A 17,506-nucleotide genomic window follows, 5' to 3' on the forward strand; every position below is an offset into this window, starting at 1 on the left:
CTCGCTCCTACAGCGGTATTCGGCCAAACCTATAGGGTCAGGCCCCGGCAACGGCGTTGGTGCGCTCTATCTCTTCGACCAGCTTATCGATCCCTTCCAACCGCGCGCGATTGTCGTGATCCCATGGATGAAACCCCGGCTTGAAGTAATGCAGCCACGGCCGGGCCATGCGCGGGAATACGCCCCTGGCGCCGTAGAGAAATTTCAACATCCGCCAGAACCCTTTCAGATGCCCACCCGCGCGGCGGTCGGCGAACAGCAGGCGCAGGTGGAAATCAAACACCACCAGCCAGAAAAACACCGTGGTAAACAGCATGGTCCCGGTGCGCAGCAAATAGCGCCTGGGCCCTGGCTTGATCACGCGGTTCCACACATCGAAGGCCACGGCCTTGTGCTCGGTTTCTTCAAGCGCGTGCCAATACCACATCTGCTGGTAGCCCTTGAGCGAATCCCCAAAGCGCGTGGGATCGCTGAGCAGGATTTCCGCGAGCATCGCGGTGTAGTGTTCCAGGGCAATGGTCACCGCCAGGTTGAAGGACGGCGGCAAGTGCTTCTTTTGCAGGTCGAGGATGAATTTCAACCGACGGTCGAGCAGATGTGCCGGCAGCCCGGCGGCTTGCAGCAGGTCGTTATAGGCCACATGTTCACGGCTGTGCATGGCTTCCTGGCCGATAAACCCCTGGATTTCCTTCTTTAATACCGGGTCGTCGATGCGCTGGCGATAGTGGCGCACGCTGTCCATGAAGAACAGTTCACCCTGGGGAAACAGCAGCGATAGGGCATTGAAAAAATGCGTGATAAAGGGACCTTGCTCGTGCCAGTCCTTGATGCGTTCGGCGGGCAGGGCAAAATGCAGGTCGCGGCGAATGGGCAACATTATGGCGACTCCTGTTCAGTGATGGGGGTGGGCGCCGGGGCCTTGCGCTTTTTCGGCGCCATGCGCCGGCTGGCAAAGACCACCAGCGCCTGATAGGCCGCCGGCAGAAAGCGTGCGAGCAAGTCCAGGACGTAGGCATCGCGGCCAATCAGCACGCGGCGCTTGTTCTTGCGTACGCCTTGCAGGATCACCTTGGCGGCTTGGTCGGCGTCAGTGATAAACAGCTTCTCGAAGTCGGCGCGGGCCTGTTGTTCGCTGTGGATCAGGAACCCGGTCATGTTCGCGTCGATCCGGCTGCTGCGGCAGATATCGGTGCGGATCCCGCCAGGATGCACGCAGGTGGCCGAGACCCCGCTGCGTTGCAAATCCAACTCCTGGCGCAAGGATTCGGTGAAGCCGCGCACCGCGAACTTGGTGGCGTTGTAGCCGCTCATGCCGGGTTGGGCGAACAGGCCGAACACGCTGGAGGTGTTGACCACATGCCCGTCGCCGCTGGCCTTGAGGTAGGGCAGAAAGGCCTTGGTGCCGTAGACCACGCCCCAAAAGTTGATGCCGACGATCCACTCAAGATCGGCGTAGTCCACACCTTCCACGGTACTCGACAAGGCCACCCCGGCATTGTTGAAGATCAGGTTGACCTGGCCGTGCTCCGCCGCACAATTGGCTGCCCAGTCCTCCATGGCCTGGCGGTCGGACACATCCACCTCCCGGGAGGTCACGCGGACCGGTGCCAGGGTGCCGCGCTGGATCAGCTCCACGGTTTCTTGCAAACCAGCCTGGTTCTTGTCTGCCAGCGCCAGGTGACACCCCTCGCGCGCCAGGGCCAGGGCCAAGGCGCGACCCATGCCTGATGCGGCCCCGGTGATGGCCGCCACACGGCCATTGAATGACTTCATGACAGGCTTCCTTCTGCGGTGGAGTGGGGCTGCGCGAGGGGATGCAGTGCGGTGCCGCTAACCAACGGCGTGACGTGATAATCGCGCAAGGCGAACTGGCGGGTGACCTGTTTGAAGCGCCAAGTCGAACCGGGCCACAACGTGGTGTTTTTGCCGGTGCGCGGGTCGAGGTACCAACTGCGGCAGCCGCCGGTGTTCCAGATGGTGCGCTGGAGTTTTGCCTGGATGTGCAGGTTGTAGGCGCTTTCCACCGCTGGCTTGACGTCCACCGTGGCAATTTGCTGGCGGCGCATCTGTTGCAGGGCGTCGAGGATGTAGGTGACTTGCGCCTCGATCATCAGAATCATCGAGTTGTGGCCCAGCCCGGTGTTGGGCCCGACGATCAGGAACAGGTTTGGATAACCCGGCACGGTGGTGCCCTTGTACGCATGGGCGCCATCGCGCCAGGTGTCCATCAGGTCCACGCCGTCGCGCCCGATGATGCAGTCGCGGGGCAGGGGATCGGCGGCCTGGAACCCGGTGCCGAAGATCAGGCAGTCAGCCGGGTGCTTGATGCCATCGGCGGTGATGACGCCGTCGGCTTCGATCCGCAGCACATGCTCGGTGACCACCTCGACATTGCTGCGTGACAGCGCCGGGTAGTAGTCATTGGAGATCAGCACGCGCTTGCAGCCGATGGTGTAGTCCGGCCGCAGCACCTTGCGCAGGGAAGGGCGCGCCACTTGTTTGTGCAGATGGCGCAGGGCGATTTTCTGCACCATTTTCATCAGCCGCGGGTGCAGCGCAAACCCTACGACTCGACCTTCCAGGGCCCAGTAGAAGGCCCCGCGCACCAGGCGCTGGGTGAACGGCAGGTGCTTGAAAGCCCAGCGCTCAACACGTGAAATGGGCCGGTCCGGTTTGGGCATGATCCACGGCGGGGTGCGCTGGAACAGGTCCAGGTGCGCCACCTGCGGGGCGATCTGCGGCACGAACTGGATGGCACTGGCGCCGGTGCCAATCACCGCCACGCGCTTGCCCTTCAATGAATACTCGTGGTCCCACTGCTGGGAGTGAAAGCGCTTGCCCTTGAAACTGTCCAGCCCCGCAATATCCGGCAGCGCCGGACGTGACAGACCGCCCATCCCCGACACCAGCACCCGCGCACTGACGTGGCGGCCATTGCTGAACTGCAACTGCCAGCGTTGCAGTTGCTCATCGAACACCGCCCGTGTAAGACCCATGCCAAAGCGCAGGTACGGCGCCAATTCAAAGCGTTGCGCACATTGCTCCAGGTAGGCGCGGATTTCCGCCTGGGGGGCGAACTGGCGGGTCCAGTCCGGGTTGGGCGCAAACGAAAACGAATAGACGTGGGATTGCACATCACAGGCGCAGCCCGGGTAGTGGTTGTCGCGCCAGGTGCCACCCAGGGAATCGGCCTGTTCGGCGATGAAGAAGTCGTCGAGCCCGGCTTGCTTGAGTTTGATCGCCATGCACAGGCCGGCAAAGCCTGAGCCAATGATGGCGATGTCTACGCAATCTGCCGGGCCGCTCGGGCGGGTAGAGGCATTCATAGGGTGTCCCTCGTGGGCTGTGGGCGCCTGACGGGTTTTGACATCGGATGTGCTCCTGTTTTTGTTTTTGGCTTTTAGATAGAACACCATTGCAAAGAAAAATTGTATTTATTATTTTAAAAAAGATTTTAAATAATCTACCTGAAAATATCGCCTACGCTAGAGCCTTGTCCTTTATGTGCGATTTGTCCGACGGACGAACCTTTTGCGCACGTAGTTGAAGTCCAGGGTGTGGACGATGGCTGAGGTCTTGACCAATACCGGTCGGATCGCCAGCAGCAGGGAAGCAGAGGACCGAGCTATGGCTGTCGAATGGGTTGTCGCTGCGGGTGTGTTTATCGGCGCAAGTGCGGCGTTGTGGGGCTTGAGTGCCTGGATGACGCGTCGTATCGAAGCGGCTGTTCCAAGCAACGGGCGCTTTCTGGAGGTGGATGGCGAGCGCTTTCATTATGTAGACGAGGGCAAGGGCCCGTCGCTGGTGATGATCCACGGCTTGATGGGCAGCAGTCGCAACCTGACGTATGCCTTGTCCGCGCAATTGCGCGAGCACTTTCGGGTGATCACCCTGGACCGCCCCGGTTCAGGCTATTCCACCCGGCATCAAGGCACCGGCGCCGACCTGCAAAGCCAGGCCCGGCAAGTGGCGACCTTTATCCAGACCCTGGACCTGGGCCAGCCCCTGGTGCTGGGGCACTCCCTGGGCGGGGCGATTTCCCTGGCCCTGGCCCTGGACCATCCCCACGCGGTGTCCGGGCTGGTGCTGGTGGCGCCATTGACCCATCCCCAACGCATGCTTCCCCTGGTCTTTCTCTCTCTGGCCGTGCGCCCGGCCTGGCTGCGGCGCTGGGTGTCGCGCACGCTGACGGTGCCCATCGGCATGCTCACCAGCGGCGCAGTGGTCAAGGCAGTGTTCGCCCCCGACCCGGCACCGGCCGACTTCGCCACCCGTGGCGGCGGGATGCTGGGGATGCGCCCTGACAACTTCTATGCCGCCTCCACCGAAATCGGCCTGGTCAATGATTACCTGCCGGATATGGTCAAGCGCTACCCCCAACTGCGCCTGCCCATCGGCCTGATCTATGGTTCGCGGGACAAGGTGCTGGACTTTCGCAAACACGGCCAGGCCCTGGCAGACAAGGTGCCGGGGTTGAAGCTGCAGTTGGTCGAGGGCCGCGGCCATATGCTGCCGATCACCGCGACAGAGCGGGTGGCCGCACTGGCCCAACAGGTTGCCAAACGCCGCCAGCCGGTGGAAAGCGCCACTGTCCTGCATCCGCCGTTTGCGTTGGCGAGTAAATAATCATGAACCCCACGGCGTGGTCGAGACGCGGTAACGCTTGCCCTAGACACCTGACCGAATGGATGAAAAAGAGACTGCCCGGTCACGTCGAAAAGGCCTCGAAAAAGTAGTTGACGACCTAACGGTTCCGCGCTATTTATTTAAAAAAATATTTCAATATTTATTTTGAAATGATTTTTGAAATGCCTAAGAGCGAATAAAATAATGAAAAAAACGCCTTTTATCGCATGGTTGATTTCAAGTGGCTTTCACTGCTGCCTGAACCTGTTTTCTGCCCCTGTTGCTTCGCTCCCACTCCCTGGTGCGCAGTGCGCCCGGAGGTTGCCATGAATCAGACCCTGGCTGCCCCGCACGTCTGGACCGATGGCAAGCGCCATCTGTGGTGGCTCGGCATCATGCCGTTGGCAACCCCGCTACTGTCCGGCGCCCTGGCCATCACCACCGGTGTACAAGAACTGTGGTGGGTGGGTGTGCTGGTGATTTTCGGCCTGATCCCGCTGATCGACGGCCTGCTTGGCGAAGACGTCAGCAACCCGCCGGAATCTGCGGTCAGCGGCCTTGAATCGCAGAAGTACTATCGCTGGATTGTCTACACCGGGGTGCTGTTGGTGATTTCCTCCCTGGTGATGACCGGTTGGATGGCCGTCAGCGGCATTGACTGGATGATCAACGGTGGGCTGTTGCAACTCACGGCGTCCATGGACCCATCGAGCTGGATGGCGCAAACCGCCAGCTTCCTGACTGCCCGGGTGCAACTGCACGGCGAGGTCAGTTGGTTCACCTACCTGGGCATGGCCATGTCCACCGGCGCCGCCACCGGGATCGCGATCAACACCGCCCATGAACTGGGGCACAAGCCGCGCCTGCTGGAGATCGTGCTGGCGAAGATCACCCTGGCGCCGACCTTCTACGGGCACTTCTATACCGAACACAACCGTGGCCATCACGTACGCGTCGCCACCCCGGAAGATCCGGCCAGTTCCAGGCTGGGGGAGAGCTTCTGGGCCTTCCTGCCGCGCTCGGTGTGGTTCAGTGCGCGCTCGGCCTGGAACCTGGAGCGCGAACGCCTGCGCAAACTCGGCCTGCCAGCCTGGCACTGGAGGAACGGTGTGCTCAGCGCCTGGATGTACAGCGTGGTGCTGTGGGGCGCAATGATTGCCTGGCTGGGTGTGGCGGTGATTCCATTCCTGTTGATCCAGGGTATCTACGGCTTCTCGTTGCTGGAAGTGGTGAACTATGTCGAGCACTACGGGCTTAAACGCCAGAAGTTGCCCAATGGTCGCTATGAGCGGTGTTCGCCGCGCCATTCGTGGAACAGTAACCGGATTGTCACCAATATCTTCCTGTTCCAGTTGCAGCGTCACTCCGATCATCACGCCAACCCGACCCGCAGTTATCAGTCGCTGCGCCACTTTGATGAATCGCCACAACTGCCGTATGGCTACGCCAGCATGATTGTCTGGGCCTATGTCCCTTACTTGTGGCGCCGACGTATGGATCACCGAGTACTTCGGCATTATTCGGGGGATGTCACCCTGGCCAATATCCAGCCATCCAAACGCCTGAAGATACTGGAGAAGTACGGTAATACCAGCACCTTCTAATGTGATTTAACCGTTGTAGGGCGCACTCGGGATCTGTGTATCGCGCAGGTTTTCATCGCCCACGGTTTGCCGGTTTCGAGTGCTGCTTAGTTGCAAGAAAGTTGTTTGACCCTGACAAAAATAAAATCAAGGGAAGGACGTACACCATGCAAACGCCTGCCAAGTTCACTGCTCATATCCTGCTCGCAGCACTGGGTCTTATTGCCTATCACCAGGCCCAGGCCGCGCGTATCGAACCCGCCGGCAGTGCCTTTACTGCCCAGGGCCCCATCAGCTTTTCCAAGGGCACGCTGATCAGCGCCGACTGCACCATCAAGGTGGCCGGCAAGGTCGCGGCCGATGGCTCGCAAGTCAATGTCGACAAGGTCGAGTTCGACGGTGGCCTCAAGTGCAGCCGCGTCGAAGCCATCAACTTGCCGTGGATCCTCGTGGCCAAGGACACCAAGAGCGGCTCCATGTCGAAGATCAGCGTCGACGTGCACGCCTTTGGCCTGGGCGGCAAGTGCGGCCCATCCACCGCCGAAGGCACCTGGGATAACGCCACCGGCAAGTTGGAGGCGGCCAATGTGCCGATTGGCGAAGACTGCAAGATCAAGACCGTGTCGATCAAGATGCCGCCGACGTTCAAAGTCGTCGAGTAAACACCCGAATTTGTAGCGGTAGATGAATTGAAATTTGGCTGGAAAGGGAAGTTCTGCTGTTTCTCCGTGACCTCTCGATCATGGCCATTACCCCGGCGAAATGACTCGCCATACATGTGAGGAAAAATAATGAAAAGTTTCAAAACCCTCGTTTGTGTAAGTTCGTTTGCTCTGTGCTTTGGTGCGGCTTCGATGGCCAGTGCGGCATCTTTTAGCCCAATTGGAGCGACGTTTACTACAGGGGCTACTGGGAGCATTGTTGTTAAATCACCTTCGTCGTTTCAGCAGCCCGTAACGTGTAAGGCTGTATTCGAAGGCAAGGTGCGTCCTGATGGCAAGGCAGATATCACCAATGTAACCATCTCTCCAGGATCAAGCACGCTGTGCAACCTGCCCAATATCACTGGTTTGCCTTGGGTGCTGGAAGCCACCAGCACAACTGCCGGGAAAGCTCACAACGTGGGTTACACGATCACCTCGTTCCCTGCAACCAACTGCGGCCCTTCATCTATTGATGTGGCGCTGTCATCAACCCCAACACCCTCTCCAAGCATCACTCTCGCTGCGACCAACCAACCGCTTAGCGGCAGTTGCACGGTGGTGACGCTGAACGTGGGCGCTACCGGCGTCACGATCATTCCTTGATGTTGGAACTTCCTAAACAGGGTTGATCACCCCGTGAAAAACAGGTGCCTCGTCAGAGGCATCTGTTGAGGTAAAGCCGTTCGGTCCAACCGGCTGTGACAAATAAAAACAATAAGGAGTGACGCATGAATAATAAGAAGCAGCAGGCTCAGGCGTTGTTAGGCCTGGCTTTGTTGGGCGGGCTGATAGCCTCGGCAGGCACCGTTCAGGCGGGAGGCTTCATGACGCCAACTGCCAACACTGCTGGCTGGGGACGTGCATTTGGTGGTGGGTCGATGTTTAAGAACGATCCGTCAGCCGCCTACAACAACCCGGCTGCCATGGCTTTCATTGACAAGACCATCTCGCAGTTCACCATCAACTACGCAAACATCGACATCAAATACAAAGGATCGGCGTATGACTACGCAGGCAATCCGACGTCCAACACGGTCTATGATCCCAATACCGGCGACATAACATCGACCCCGCGCACCGGTGACGGCGGGCAAGGCGGATTCGAAGCATGGGTACCTACTGGCTTCATGGTGATTCCTATCAACGATCGTTTTGCCTTTGGCCTGAGTCAAGTAGTCCCTATGGGTGCTCGCACAACCTGGGATGAAGACTGGAAAGGCCGCGATTTTGCGGTGGATACCCGCATCGAAACCGTGGGCCTGACCGGCTCGCTGTCGTTCAAGGTCAATGATGAGTTTTCCATCGGTGGGGGTGCCATTCTCCAGCACACCAAAGGCTTTGTAAGCCAGAACGTCGACCTGTATGCCGCCGCCGCGCAGTCGCCGGACTTCGGGATGATTCCGTTCCCGGCTGGCCAGGGCTTCGCCTTGATGCGCGTCAAGGTCGACAACAACTCTCTGGGCTGGTTTGCAGGGATGACCTGGAAACCCACGGCGCAAGACACCCTGGGCTTGAACTACCACGCCAAGATCAAGAACAAGCTGGAAGGCAAGTACAACATGTACGCTGATCCAGGCTCGGAAGGGCTGATGACTACCCCTGTACTCGACGGTAAAACCCTGGTCGAGCTGGCTTACCCTGGCCTCAAGCTGTATCCGGGCGGTGCCAATGCCTCCACGCAACTGGATATCCCTGCCAACGCGTCCCTGGACTGGGTACACGACTTCTCTGACCGCCTGACTCTGGGCGCCAGCGTGACCTGGACCCAGTGGTCATCCTTCGAGGCGCTGACCTTGAAGTCCAATGGCAGCACCATCGTGTCGATCCCGTACAAGTACAAGAACACCTGGATGTATTCGTTCGGTGGCGACTACAAACTCACGGATGATTTTACCGTGCGTGCCGGTGTGGCCTTCGACCAGACCCCAACCCGCAACTCCACCCGTGACCCACGTATCCCGGATGGTGATCGCACCTTCGCCTCCCTGGGCTTTGGCTACAACATCCGCGCCATTCCTGGCCTGAGCATCGACGGCGCGTATTCCCGCCAGTTTGTGGAAACCGTCAAGCTCAAGACCAAGAACGTTGATCGTCTTGGCGCGGCATCGCTCGATGGCAAGTCCGAGGCCAAGGGCGAAGTGGTCAGCCTGTCGGCTACCTACGCTTTCTGATCTGTCGTTGTATCTGCGTAGTCCCAGCGTAAACGCGTAGTCGGCGCATCGTTCTACTGCGTTTACCGGGTGCTGCACCGGTGGGTCGCCCACGCGACCCCTTGTGATTTCCTTCCCCTTTGGCATTTCGGCTGACGCGTTCGGCCGCGAATTTTTTCGCGAAATAATTAAATAAAAATTTCAAAACAAAATTTGAATTTAATCATTCAAGTTTGTAGTGTGGTGATCAGTCGCAGGCCATACCGACCTGCTGATAGGCGTGCCGCGCCCTGAACAAGTAGAGGTATCTCCATGGTTATCTGGTTATTGGCAGGACTCGCTGCGGCAATCGCCCTGGCGTATCGACAAGCGGCAGCCACCCTGTGGCTGGGTGCTGGCCTGGTATGGTTGGCGGGTGGCTATCTGTTCAATGGGGTCGCAGGGTTTGGCCTGAGCGTTGCGGCGCTGCTGGTGGTGTTGCCGGCGCTGCTGCTGAGTATCAAGCCCCTGCGCCGTGCGCTGTTGACCAGCAAGGCCCTGGGCCTGTTTCGCACGATCATGCCGGCCATGTCCGACACTGAGCGCGCGGCTATCGAGTCCGGCACCGTGTGGTGGGACGCCGAGCTGTTCAGTGGCAAACCCAACTGGCAACGCCTGCTGCAAGCCGCCCCGGCCCGCTTGAGCGCCGAAGAGCAGGCGTTCCTCGACAACGAAGTGGAAACCCTCTGCGACATGGCAAACGACTGGGAAACCACCCAGGTCTGGCAGGACCTGTCGCCCGAGGGCTGGCAGTACACCAAGGACGCCGGCTTTCTCGGCATGATTATTCCCAAGCAATACGGCGGCAAGGGCTTTTCCCACTACGCCCATTCGCAGGTGGTGATGAAGCTGTCGACCCGTTGCTCGGCGGCGGCGATTTCGGTGATGGTCCCCAACTCCTTGGGCCCTGCCGAGCTGTTGCTGCATTACGGCACCGATGCCCAGCGCAATTACTACCTGCCGCGCCTGGCCCGTGGTGAAGATATTCCGTGCTTTGCCTTGACCAGCCCCTATGCCGGCTCCGACGCTGGCGCCATTCCTGACCTGGGCATCGTCTGCAAGGGCATGCATGAAGGCCAGGAAGTACTGGGCTTCAGCGTGACCTGGGACAAGCGTTACATCACCCTCGGACCCATCGCCACGGTGCTGGGTCTGGCCTTTCGCGCCGAAGACCCCAACGGCTTGCTGGGCCAGCCCGGCTCGCTGGGTATCACCTGCGCGTTGATCCCCACATCCCATCCCGGGGTGAACAGTGGCCGCCGTCATTGGCCCCTCAATGCGGTGTTCCAGAACGGTCCTACCACGGGCAAGGACGTGTTTATCCCCCTGGAGTGGGTGATCGGTGGCCGTGAGCAAGTGGGCAATGGCTGGCGCATGTTGATGGAATGCCTGGCGGCCGGGCGGGCGATTTCCCTGCCGTCGGCCAACGTTGGCCTGGGCAAGGTGGCGGTGCGCGGCACCACGGCCTATGCGGCGATGCGCAAGCAGTTCGGCCTGCCGATTGGCAAGTTCGAAGGCGTGCAGGCGCCCCTGGCGCGCATGGCCGGGCACCTGTATGCCTGCGACGCGGTGCGCAAGGTGTCGGTGGCGTCTTTGGATGCCGGCGAGAAACCCTCGGTGATTTCGGCGATTGCCAAATACCACGTCACCGAGCGTGCGCGGATCATCGTCAACGATGGCATGGACATCGTCGCCGGCAAGGGCATCTGCATGGGCCCCAACAACTTCCTGGCCCGTGCCTATCAACAAAGCCCCATCGCGATCACGGTGGAAGGCGCGAACATCATGACCCGCTGCCTGATCATCTATGGCCAGGGCCTGATCCGTTGCCATCCTTACGTGTTCCGTGAGATGGAAGCGGCGCGCAACACTGACTCGCGCAAGGCGTTGCTGGAGTTTGACAGCGCGATGTTCGGTCACCTGAGCTTTGTCCTGGCCAATACCGTACGTGCGGCGGTGCATTCGCTGACAGGCGGGCGGCTGATTGCCGTGCCGGCCAAGACCGATCCGGCGCTGGCGTCCTACTATCGCCAGGCCAATCGGCTGTCGGTGGTGTTGGCGTTGATTTCCGATATTTCCATGGGGGTGCTGGGCGGGGCGCTCAAGCGCAAGGAAAGCATCACCGGGCGCCTGGGCGATATCCTGTCCCAGCTCTACATCCTGTCCTGCGTGCTCAAGCGTTTCGAGGACGATGGACGCCCCCAGGCGGACCTGCCGCTGGTCCATTGGTCGGTCCAGGACGCACTGCTGCGGGCCCATGAGGCCCTGGCTGAGGTGCTCGATAATTACCCCTCCAAGCCGGCTGCGGCAGTGATTCGTGGCTTGAGCTTCCCGTTTGGCATTCCCCAGCGCAAACCGTCAGATCGCTTGCTGGCCCAGGTCGCCGAACTGGTGCAGACCCCCGGCGAAAGCCGCGACCGCTTGCTGGCCAATTCCTACATCCCACGTCCGGAAATCGACAAGTTGGCCTACGGCGAATTGGCGTTCCGCCTGTTGCCACAGGTGGAGTTGATCGAAGGACGGCTCAAGGCGGCGGTCAAGCAAGGCACTCTCGACCCGATGCCAATCAGCGCCACGGCCTTTACCGCCTGGCGCATCAAGGCCCGGGCCCTGGATTTGATCACCAGCGAGGAAGACACCTTGCTGGCGCGCTATGTGGAGTACGCCGACCACGGCATCCAGGTGGATGACTTCCCGCAGGACTTTGGCTTGCTGGAGGCGTTGCAAAAGCGCCAGCAAACCTTGGAGCAAGCGGCCAAGCCCAGCACCAGAAAGCGTGAAAACGCCCCGGTGAACTAAAGACCAACGAGCTCGATGTAGGAGCTGGCTTGCCAGCTCCTACAGGAGATTGGGTTTGCAGGTCAGGAAAACGGATCGATTTATGAGCGACAGCTACCTCTCTTTTGTTAATTCTTCCTGGGGCCGTCGCCTGGCCCAGACCATTGGCTTGCCACAACCCTTGCCCCTGCAACGCCACCGCAGCGGCCAGCAAGGCCTGGCCAACCCGGTGATCATCGCCGGGGCAGGGCGCCTGGCGGACGAGGTGCGGCGCATCTTCAAGGCCACCGACACCGTGCCGGCCCAGGCCGCCACGCTCAAGGCACCGTCCACGGTCAAGGTCCAGGGCGCAGTGTTCGATGCCAGCGCCGTGGTCGACCTCAAGCAATTGGACGAACTCTACGAATTCTTCCACGCCAATGCCCGGCGCCTGGGGCAACACGCACGGGTGGTGGTACTGGGCACCGCGCCCGAGCACTGTCAGGATTTGCCCCAGGCCATCGCCCAGCGCGCCCTGGAGGGTTTGGTACGGTCCCTGGCCAAGGAGCTGCGGCGGGCGATCACCGTGCAATTGATCTATGTCGCGCCGGGTGCCGAGCAGGCCCTGGAAAGCAGTCTGCGGTTCTTCTTGTCGCGGCGTTCGGCCTATGTCTCGGGGCAGGTGGTGCGCCTGGAAAAATCGGTGGACGGCGCGCCCAGTATCGACTGGGACAAACCCTTCAGCGGCCGCCGCGCCCTGGTCACCGGCGCCTCCCGCGGTATCGGCCTGGCCATCGCCCAGGTTCTGGCCCGTGATGGGGCGCAAGTGGTGTGCGTGGATGTGCCGCAAGCATTGTCATCCCTGGAGCAGGCGGCCAGCAGTGTCGGCGGCCATGCCTGGGCGCTGGATATCACCGCCGCCGATGCGGTGCAGCAGTTGCAGGCCTATGTGGCCGAGCACGGCGCATTTGATGTGGTGGTGCATAACGCCGGGATCACCCGCGACAAGACCATTGCCAAGATGAGCGAAGCCGCCTGGCGCAGTGTGCTGGCGGTCAACCTCCAGGCGCCGTTGCAACTGAGCGACGCCTTGCTGCAAGGGCAGGGGCTCAATGCGGGTGGGCGGATTGTCTGTGTGTCGTCGATTTCCGGGATCGCCGGCAACCTGGGGCAGAGCAACTACGCCACGTCCAAGGCCGGGGTGATTGGCCTGGTGCAGGGCCTAGCACCCGTGGCGGCGGCGCGGCAGGTCACGGTCAACGCCGTGGCGCCGGGGTTTATCGAGACCCAGATGACCGCGAAAATCCCGCTGATGATTCGCGAGGCGGGGCGGCGCATGAACTCCCTGTCCCAGGGCGGGCAACCCATCGACGTCGCCGAAACCATCGCCTGGCTGGCGCACCCGGCCTCGGGCGGGGTCAGCGGCCAAGTGGTGCGGGTGTGCGGCCAAAGCCTGTTGGGAGCCTGAGCATGGACTACGTGACACAGATCATCGACCCACCCCCGTCGCGCAATCGTCTGCTGCTGGACGGCCTGTTGGCACTGCGCAAGCCCAAGCTTGAGGGCGCGCCAACCTTGCCCAAGGCGCGCCTGGTACGCTCGGCGGTGGAGTTGATCGCCAATGATATTGCCGCCTATGGCCGGGCCTGCGGCTTTCGGCGTGAGCAAGGGGTGCCGTTGTCCTATCCCCATGTGCTGGCGTTCCCCTTGCACTTGATGCTGCTGACGCGCCCGAGCTTTCCCTACCCGGCCAGCGGCATGGTGCATCTGGCCAATCGCATTCGCCAGCATCGACGCCTGCAGGAGGGCCAGGCCCTGCGCCTGGAAGTGTTTGCCGAGCGCTGGGTGGCCCATGCCAAGGGCCAGGCCTTGAGCATCGCCACCCATGCCTATAGCGCCGGCGAGTTGGTGTGGCAAAGCGAGAGCCTGTACCTGCGTCGGGATGTCGCCAACCCGGTGGGCGAGCCTTGGGGCGACAGCCTGGCCTTGCCCGAAGAAGCCTTGCGGCACACTCAGCGCTGGGTGTTGCCGGCGGATCTGGGGCGGCGTTTTGCCAAGGTCTCGGGGGATTTCAATCCGATCCACACCTCGCTGATCGGTGCACGCCTGTTCGGCTTTCGCCGGGCCATCGCCCATGGCATGTGGACCTTGGGCCGCGCCTTGGCCGCCCAACAACCTCCAGGCGGGCTGGACGTGGCCGAGGCCCATTGCGAGTTCAAGTTGCCGATTTTCCTGCCCGGTCAGGTCGCCCTGTGGAATGCCCCGGCAGATGGCCCCCGCCGTGCATTCGAGGTGCGCAACCCGGCCGGGGACAAACCCCATATGCGCGGCCTGTTTATCTGGCATCCACGTTTTGATGAGAGTCGTCCATGAGTGACTACAGCTTCAGCCCCGCCCCGACGCGCCGCGTGGCGATTGTCGGCGGCAACCGCATTCCGTTTGCCCGCTCCAACACGGTGTACGCCCACGACAGCAACCAGGATTTGCTGGTGGCCGCGCTGCAAGGCCTGGTGGACCGCTACAACCTCCACGGCCTGCGCCTGGGCGAGTTCGCTGCGGGCGCTGTGATCAAGCACTCGCGGGATTTCAACCTGGCCCGCGAATCGCTGCTGTCCACCACCCTGTCTGCCGAAACCCCGGCCTACGACCTGCAACAAGCCTGCGGCACCGGCCTGGAAGCGGCGTTGCTGGTGGCCAATAAAATCGCCCTCGGCCAGATTGAAGTGGGGGTTGCCGGGGGCGCCGACACGACCTCTGACGCGCCCATCGGCATCAACGAATCCCTGCGCCGTACGCTGCTGGCGGCGAACCGCGCCAAGGGTACTGGCAACAAATTGCGCAGCCTGTTGCAGGTGCGCCCGTCGATGTTTTTCAAGCCGCTGCTGCCGCGCAATGGCGAGCCGCGTACTGGCTTGTCCATGGGCGAGCACTGCGAAGAAATGGCCAAGCGCTGGCAGATCAAGCGCCTGGCCCAGGACGAACTGACCCTCAGCAGTCACCAGCGCCTCGACGCGGCCTATAAAAACGGCTTTTTCGACGACCTGATCAGCCCCTATCGCGGCCTGGCCCGCGACAACAACCTGCGCGCCGATGCCAGCCTGGAGAAGCTCGCCAGCCTGGCCCCGGCCTATGACCGGCAGAACGGCACCCTCACGGCGGGTAACTCCACGCCGCTGACCGACGGCGCTTCGGTGGTGTTGCTGGCCAGTGAGGAATGGGCCGCCGCACGCGGCCTGCCGGTGTTGGCCTACCTGCGTACCGGCGAGACCGCCGCGGTGAATTTTGTCGATGGCAGCGAAGGCTTGCTGATGGCCCCGGCCTATGCGGTGCCCCGCATGCTGGCGCGGGAAGGCCTGAGCTTTGCCGATTTCGATTTTTTCGAGATCCACGAAGCCTTCGCCGCCCAGGTGTTGTGCACCCTCAAGGCCTGGGAAGACGTCGACTACTGCCGTGAGCGCCTGGGGCTGGAAGCGCCGCTGGGGCCAATCGAGCGAGCCAAGATGAACGTCAACGGCGGCTCGCTTGGTTGCGGTCATCCATTTGCCGCCACCGGGGGCCGTCAACTGGCAGCACTGGCCAAGGCCATCCACCAGCGTGGTGGCGGGCGCGGGCTGATTTCCATCTGTGCCGCCGGTGGCCTGGGCATTACCGCCATCGTTGAAAAGTAGCCGTACAAAAACAACAACAAGGAGACTGCCATGAACGCTGTGAGCCAGGAACAAACCGAACGTATCTGGTTGAACGCCTACCTGCCCGGGGTGCCCACGGACATCGAGGCCGGCATCGAGGACTACCCGTCGTTGCGCGAGGTCTTCCTGGAGCACCTGCATAAGTACCGTGACCGTGTGGCCTACGTCAGCATCGGCACCGAAATGACCTACGCCACCTGGCAGGCCCAGGGCATTGCCTTTGCCGCCTGGTTGCAGGCCCAGGGTGTGCGCAAGGGCGACCGCGTGGCGTTGATGATGCCTAACTGCTTGCAGTACCCGATCTGCCTGCTGGGCACCCTCCTGGCCGGTGCGGTGGTGGTCAACGTCAACCCGTTGTACACCTCTCACGAACTCAAGCACCTGCTCAAGGACAGTGGCGCCGAGACCGTGGTGATCTTCGAAAACTTCGCCCACACCCTGGAAAAAGTCGTGGCCGGCAGCACAGTCAAACGTGTGGTCATTGCCGCTATCGGCGACCTGCTCGGCACCTTCAAGGGCGCCGCGATGAACTTCATCCTGCGTCGCGTGCAGAAGCAGGTGCCGGCCTTCAACCTGCCAGGCGCGGTGCGCTTCAACACGGTGCTCAAGCAGGGGCGTGGCCAGCCCCATACGCCGGTGCCGCTGGCGCGTGAAGAACTGGCGTTCCTGCAATACACCGGAGGCACCACCGGCGATGCCAAGGGCGTGATGCTCAGCCACCGCAATATCATCGCCAATCTGTTGCAGGCCAAGGCGTGGGTCGGCGATCAACTGGACCAGAATCAGCAGGAAACCAACGTCACCCTGTTGCCGCTCTATCACATCTTTTCCCTGACGGTGAATTGCCTGATGTTCATGTGCCTGGGCGGGCGCAACATCCTGATCGCCAACCCTCGGGACGTGAAGCGCGTGCAGATGATCCTGCGCAAGGAGCGTTTCAACGGGATCGCCGGGGTCAATACGCTGTTCAACGGCTTGCTGGAGAACGCGGAGTTCCGTGCGCGGGACTTTTCCGACCTGCGCCTGGTGATCGCTGGCGGCATGGCCACGCACACGGCGGTGGCCAAGCGCTGGAAAGAAGTCACTGGCCTGCCGATCATTGAGGGCTACGGCCTGACGGAATGCTCGCCGGTGGTGAGCATCAGCCCCATCGATATCTCACGCATGCGCGACATGGAATTTACCGGCAGCATCGGCGTGCCATTGCCGTCGACCTGGGTGCGCTTCATCCGCGAGGACGGTGCAGTGGCTGACATCGGCGAGCAGGGCGAATTGCAGGTGCGCGGCCCGCAGGTGATGCAGGGCTACTGGAAACGCCCCAAGGAAACCGCCGAGGTGCTGGACGCCGAGGGTTGGCTGTCGACCGGGGATATCGGGGTGATGAATGCACAGGGCTTCATTCGCCTGGTGGACCGCAAGAAGGACATGATCCTGGTGTCGGGCTTCAACGTGTACCCCAATGAAATCGAAGATGTGGTGGCCTTGCACCCGGGCGTGGCGGAAGTGGCGGCGATTGGTGTGGAAGACGGTGTGACCGGGGAGAAGGTGAAGATTGTGGTGGTGCGCCGTGATCCGAACCTGACCCAGGAGCAACTGCTGGCTCATTGCCGGGAGTACCTGACGGGCTACAAGGTGCCCAAGTTTGTGGAGTTTCGCACCGAGGAACTGCCCAAGACCACCGTGGGCAAAGTCCTGCGCCGGGCGTTGCGCTGACCTAACGCGATCTAATGTAGGAGCTGGCAAGCCAGCTCTTATCAAACATGAAATAAGCTACTGATTTTAAAGGGTTAAAAATCACCTCTAAAAGCTGATGTTTCGTAGGCGCCCCCAGTTTGCTGCGCGACAGCGCTACATCGAAGAGGTAGTGGGGACTCCCACATTTGATCTTCATTCAGACTGAAACCCCGGATCCACCGCCAATCCCCTGTGGGAGCTGTCGAGCTTTAGCGAGGCTGCGA

Annotated in this window: 13 protein-coding genes; 10 read left to right on the top strand and 3 right to left on the bottom strand. The window is 61.2% G+C overall.

What is annotated here, in order from left to right; genetic code table 11:
• Positions 1 to 37: 37 nt before the first annotated feature.
• From KL786_RS24375 to KL786_RS24385, 3 genes are read right to left on the bottom strand one after another with little or no spacing between them, the layout of a single operon-like run.
• Positions 38 to 877 carry a metal-dependent hydrolase gene (locus KL786_RS24375; RefSeq protein WP_215519247.1) on the bottom strand — a complete coding sequence of 280 codons (840 nt, stop codon included), beginning with the start codon at positions 875 to 877 and terminating at the stop codon, positions 38 to 40.
• Positions 877 to 1,773, bottom strand: coding sequence for an SDR family NAD(P)-dependent oxidoreductase (locus KL786_RS24380; protein WP_215519248.1), 897 nt, complete (start codon positions 1,771 to 1,773; stop codon positions 877 to 879). The genes KL786_RS24375 and KL786_RS24380 overlap by 1 nt, the downstream gene beginning before the upstream one ends.
• On the bottom strand, positions 1,770 to 3,326 hold the full coding sequence (locus KL786_RS24385) for a flavin-containing monooxygenase (protein ID WP_215519249.1): 1,557 nt from the start codon (positions 3,324 to 3,326) through the stop codon (positions 1,770 to 1,772). Before KL786_RS24385 ends, KL786_RS24380 begins: the two co-directional genes overlap by 4 nt.
• A 301-nt stretch (positions 3,327 to 3,627) precedes the next feature.
• On the opposite strand from KL786_RS24385, the gene KL786_RS24390 reads away from it, so the two are divergent.
• The 10 genes from KL786_RS24390 (at position 3,628) to KL786_RS24435 (ending at position 17,261) form a co-directional block, all read left to right on the top strand.
• On the top strand, positions 3,628 to 4,626 hold the full coding sequence (locus KL786_RS24390; RefSeq protein ID WP_252193844.1) for an alpha/beta fold hydrolase: 999 nt from the start codon (positions 3,628 to 3,630) through the stop codon (positions 4,624 to 4,626).
• Positions 4,627 to 4,952: 326 nt separating this feature from the next.
• Positions 4,953 to 6,230 carry an alkane 1-monooxygenase gene (locus KL786_RS24395; protein WP_215519251.1) on the top strand — a complete coding sequence of 426 codons (1,278 nt, stop codon included), beginning with the start codon at positions 4,953 to 4,955 and terminating at the stop codon, positions 6,228 to 6,230.
• 146 nt (positions 6,231 to 6,376) lie between these two features.
• Positions 6,377 to 6,871 carry an alkane oxidation protein activator PraA gene (gene praA, locus KL786_RS24400; RefSeq protein ID WP_215519252.1) on the top strand — a complete coding sequence of 165 codons (495 nt, stop codon included), beginning with the start codon at positions 6,377 to 6,379 and terminating at the stop codon, positions 6,869 to 6,871.
• Positions 6,872 to 7,000: 129 nt separating this feature from the next.
• Positions 7,001 to 7,516: an alkane oxidation protein activator PraB gene (gene praB / locus KL786_RS24405; RefSeq protein ID WP_215519253.1), complete on the top strand. Its 516-nt coding sequence runs from the start codon at positions 7,001 to 7,003 to the stop codon at positions 7,514 to 7,516.
• 125 nt (positions 7,517 to 7,641) lie between these two features.
• Positions 7,642 to 9,084 (top strand): outer membrane protein transport protein, encoded by a 1,443-nt coding sequence (locus tag KL786_RS24410; RefSeq protein WP_215519254.1) that lies wholly within the window; start codon positions 7,642 to 7,644, stop codon positions 9,082 to 9,084.
• Between the two features lie 291 nt (positions 9,085 to 9,375).
• Entirely contained in the window at positions 9,376 to 11,901 is a 2,526-nt protein-coding gene (locus tag KL786_RS24415) for an acyl-CoA dehydrogenase (protein WP_215519255.1), read from the top strand.
• Between the two features lie 82 nt (positions 11,902 to 11,983).
• Positions 11,984 to 13,327 (top strand): 3-oxoacyl-ACP reductase, encoded by a 1,344-nt coding sequence (locus KL786_RS24420; RefSeq protein WP_215519256.1) that lies wholly within the window; start codon positions 11,984 to 11,986, stop codon positions 13,325 to 13,327.
• Between the two features lie 2 nt (positions 13,328 to 13,329).
• Positions 13,330 to 14,232: a MaoC/PaaZ C-terminal domain-containing protein gene (locus KL786_RS24425; protein WP_215519257.1), complete on the top strand. Its 903-nt coding sequence runs from the start codon at positions 13,330 to 13,332 to the stop codon at positions 14,230 to 14,232.
• Complete coding sequence (locus KL786_RS24430; RefSeq protein ID WP_215519258.1) at positions 14,229 to 15,527, top strand: acetyl-CoA C-acetyltransferase; 1,299 nt, start codon at positions 14,229 to 14,231, stop codon at positions 15,525 to 15,527. The genes KL786_RS24425 and KL786_RS24430 overlap by 4 nt, the downstream gene beginning before the upstream one ends.
• 30 nt (positions 15,528 to 15,557) lie before the next feature.
• Entirely contained in the window at positions 15,558 to 17,261 is a 1,704-nt protein-coding gene (locus tag KL786_RS24435) for an AMP-binding protein (protein ID WP_215519259.1), read from the top strand.
• Positions 17,262 to 17,506: the final 245 nt, after the last annotated feature.

The organism is Pseudomonas sp. TAE6080 (assembly GCF_018732265.1).
GTDB lineage: Bacteria > Pseudomonadota > Gammaproteobacteria > Pseudomonadales > Pseudomonadaceae > Aquipseudomonas > Aquipseudomonas brenneri.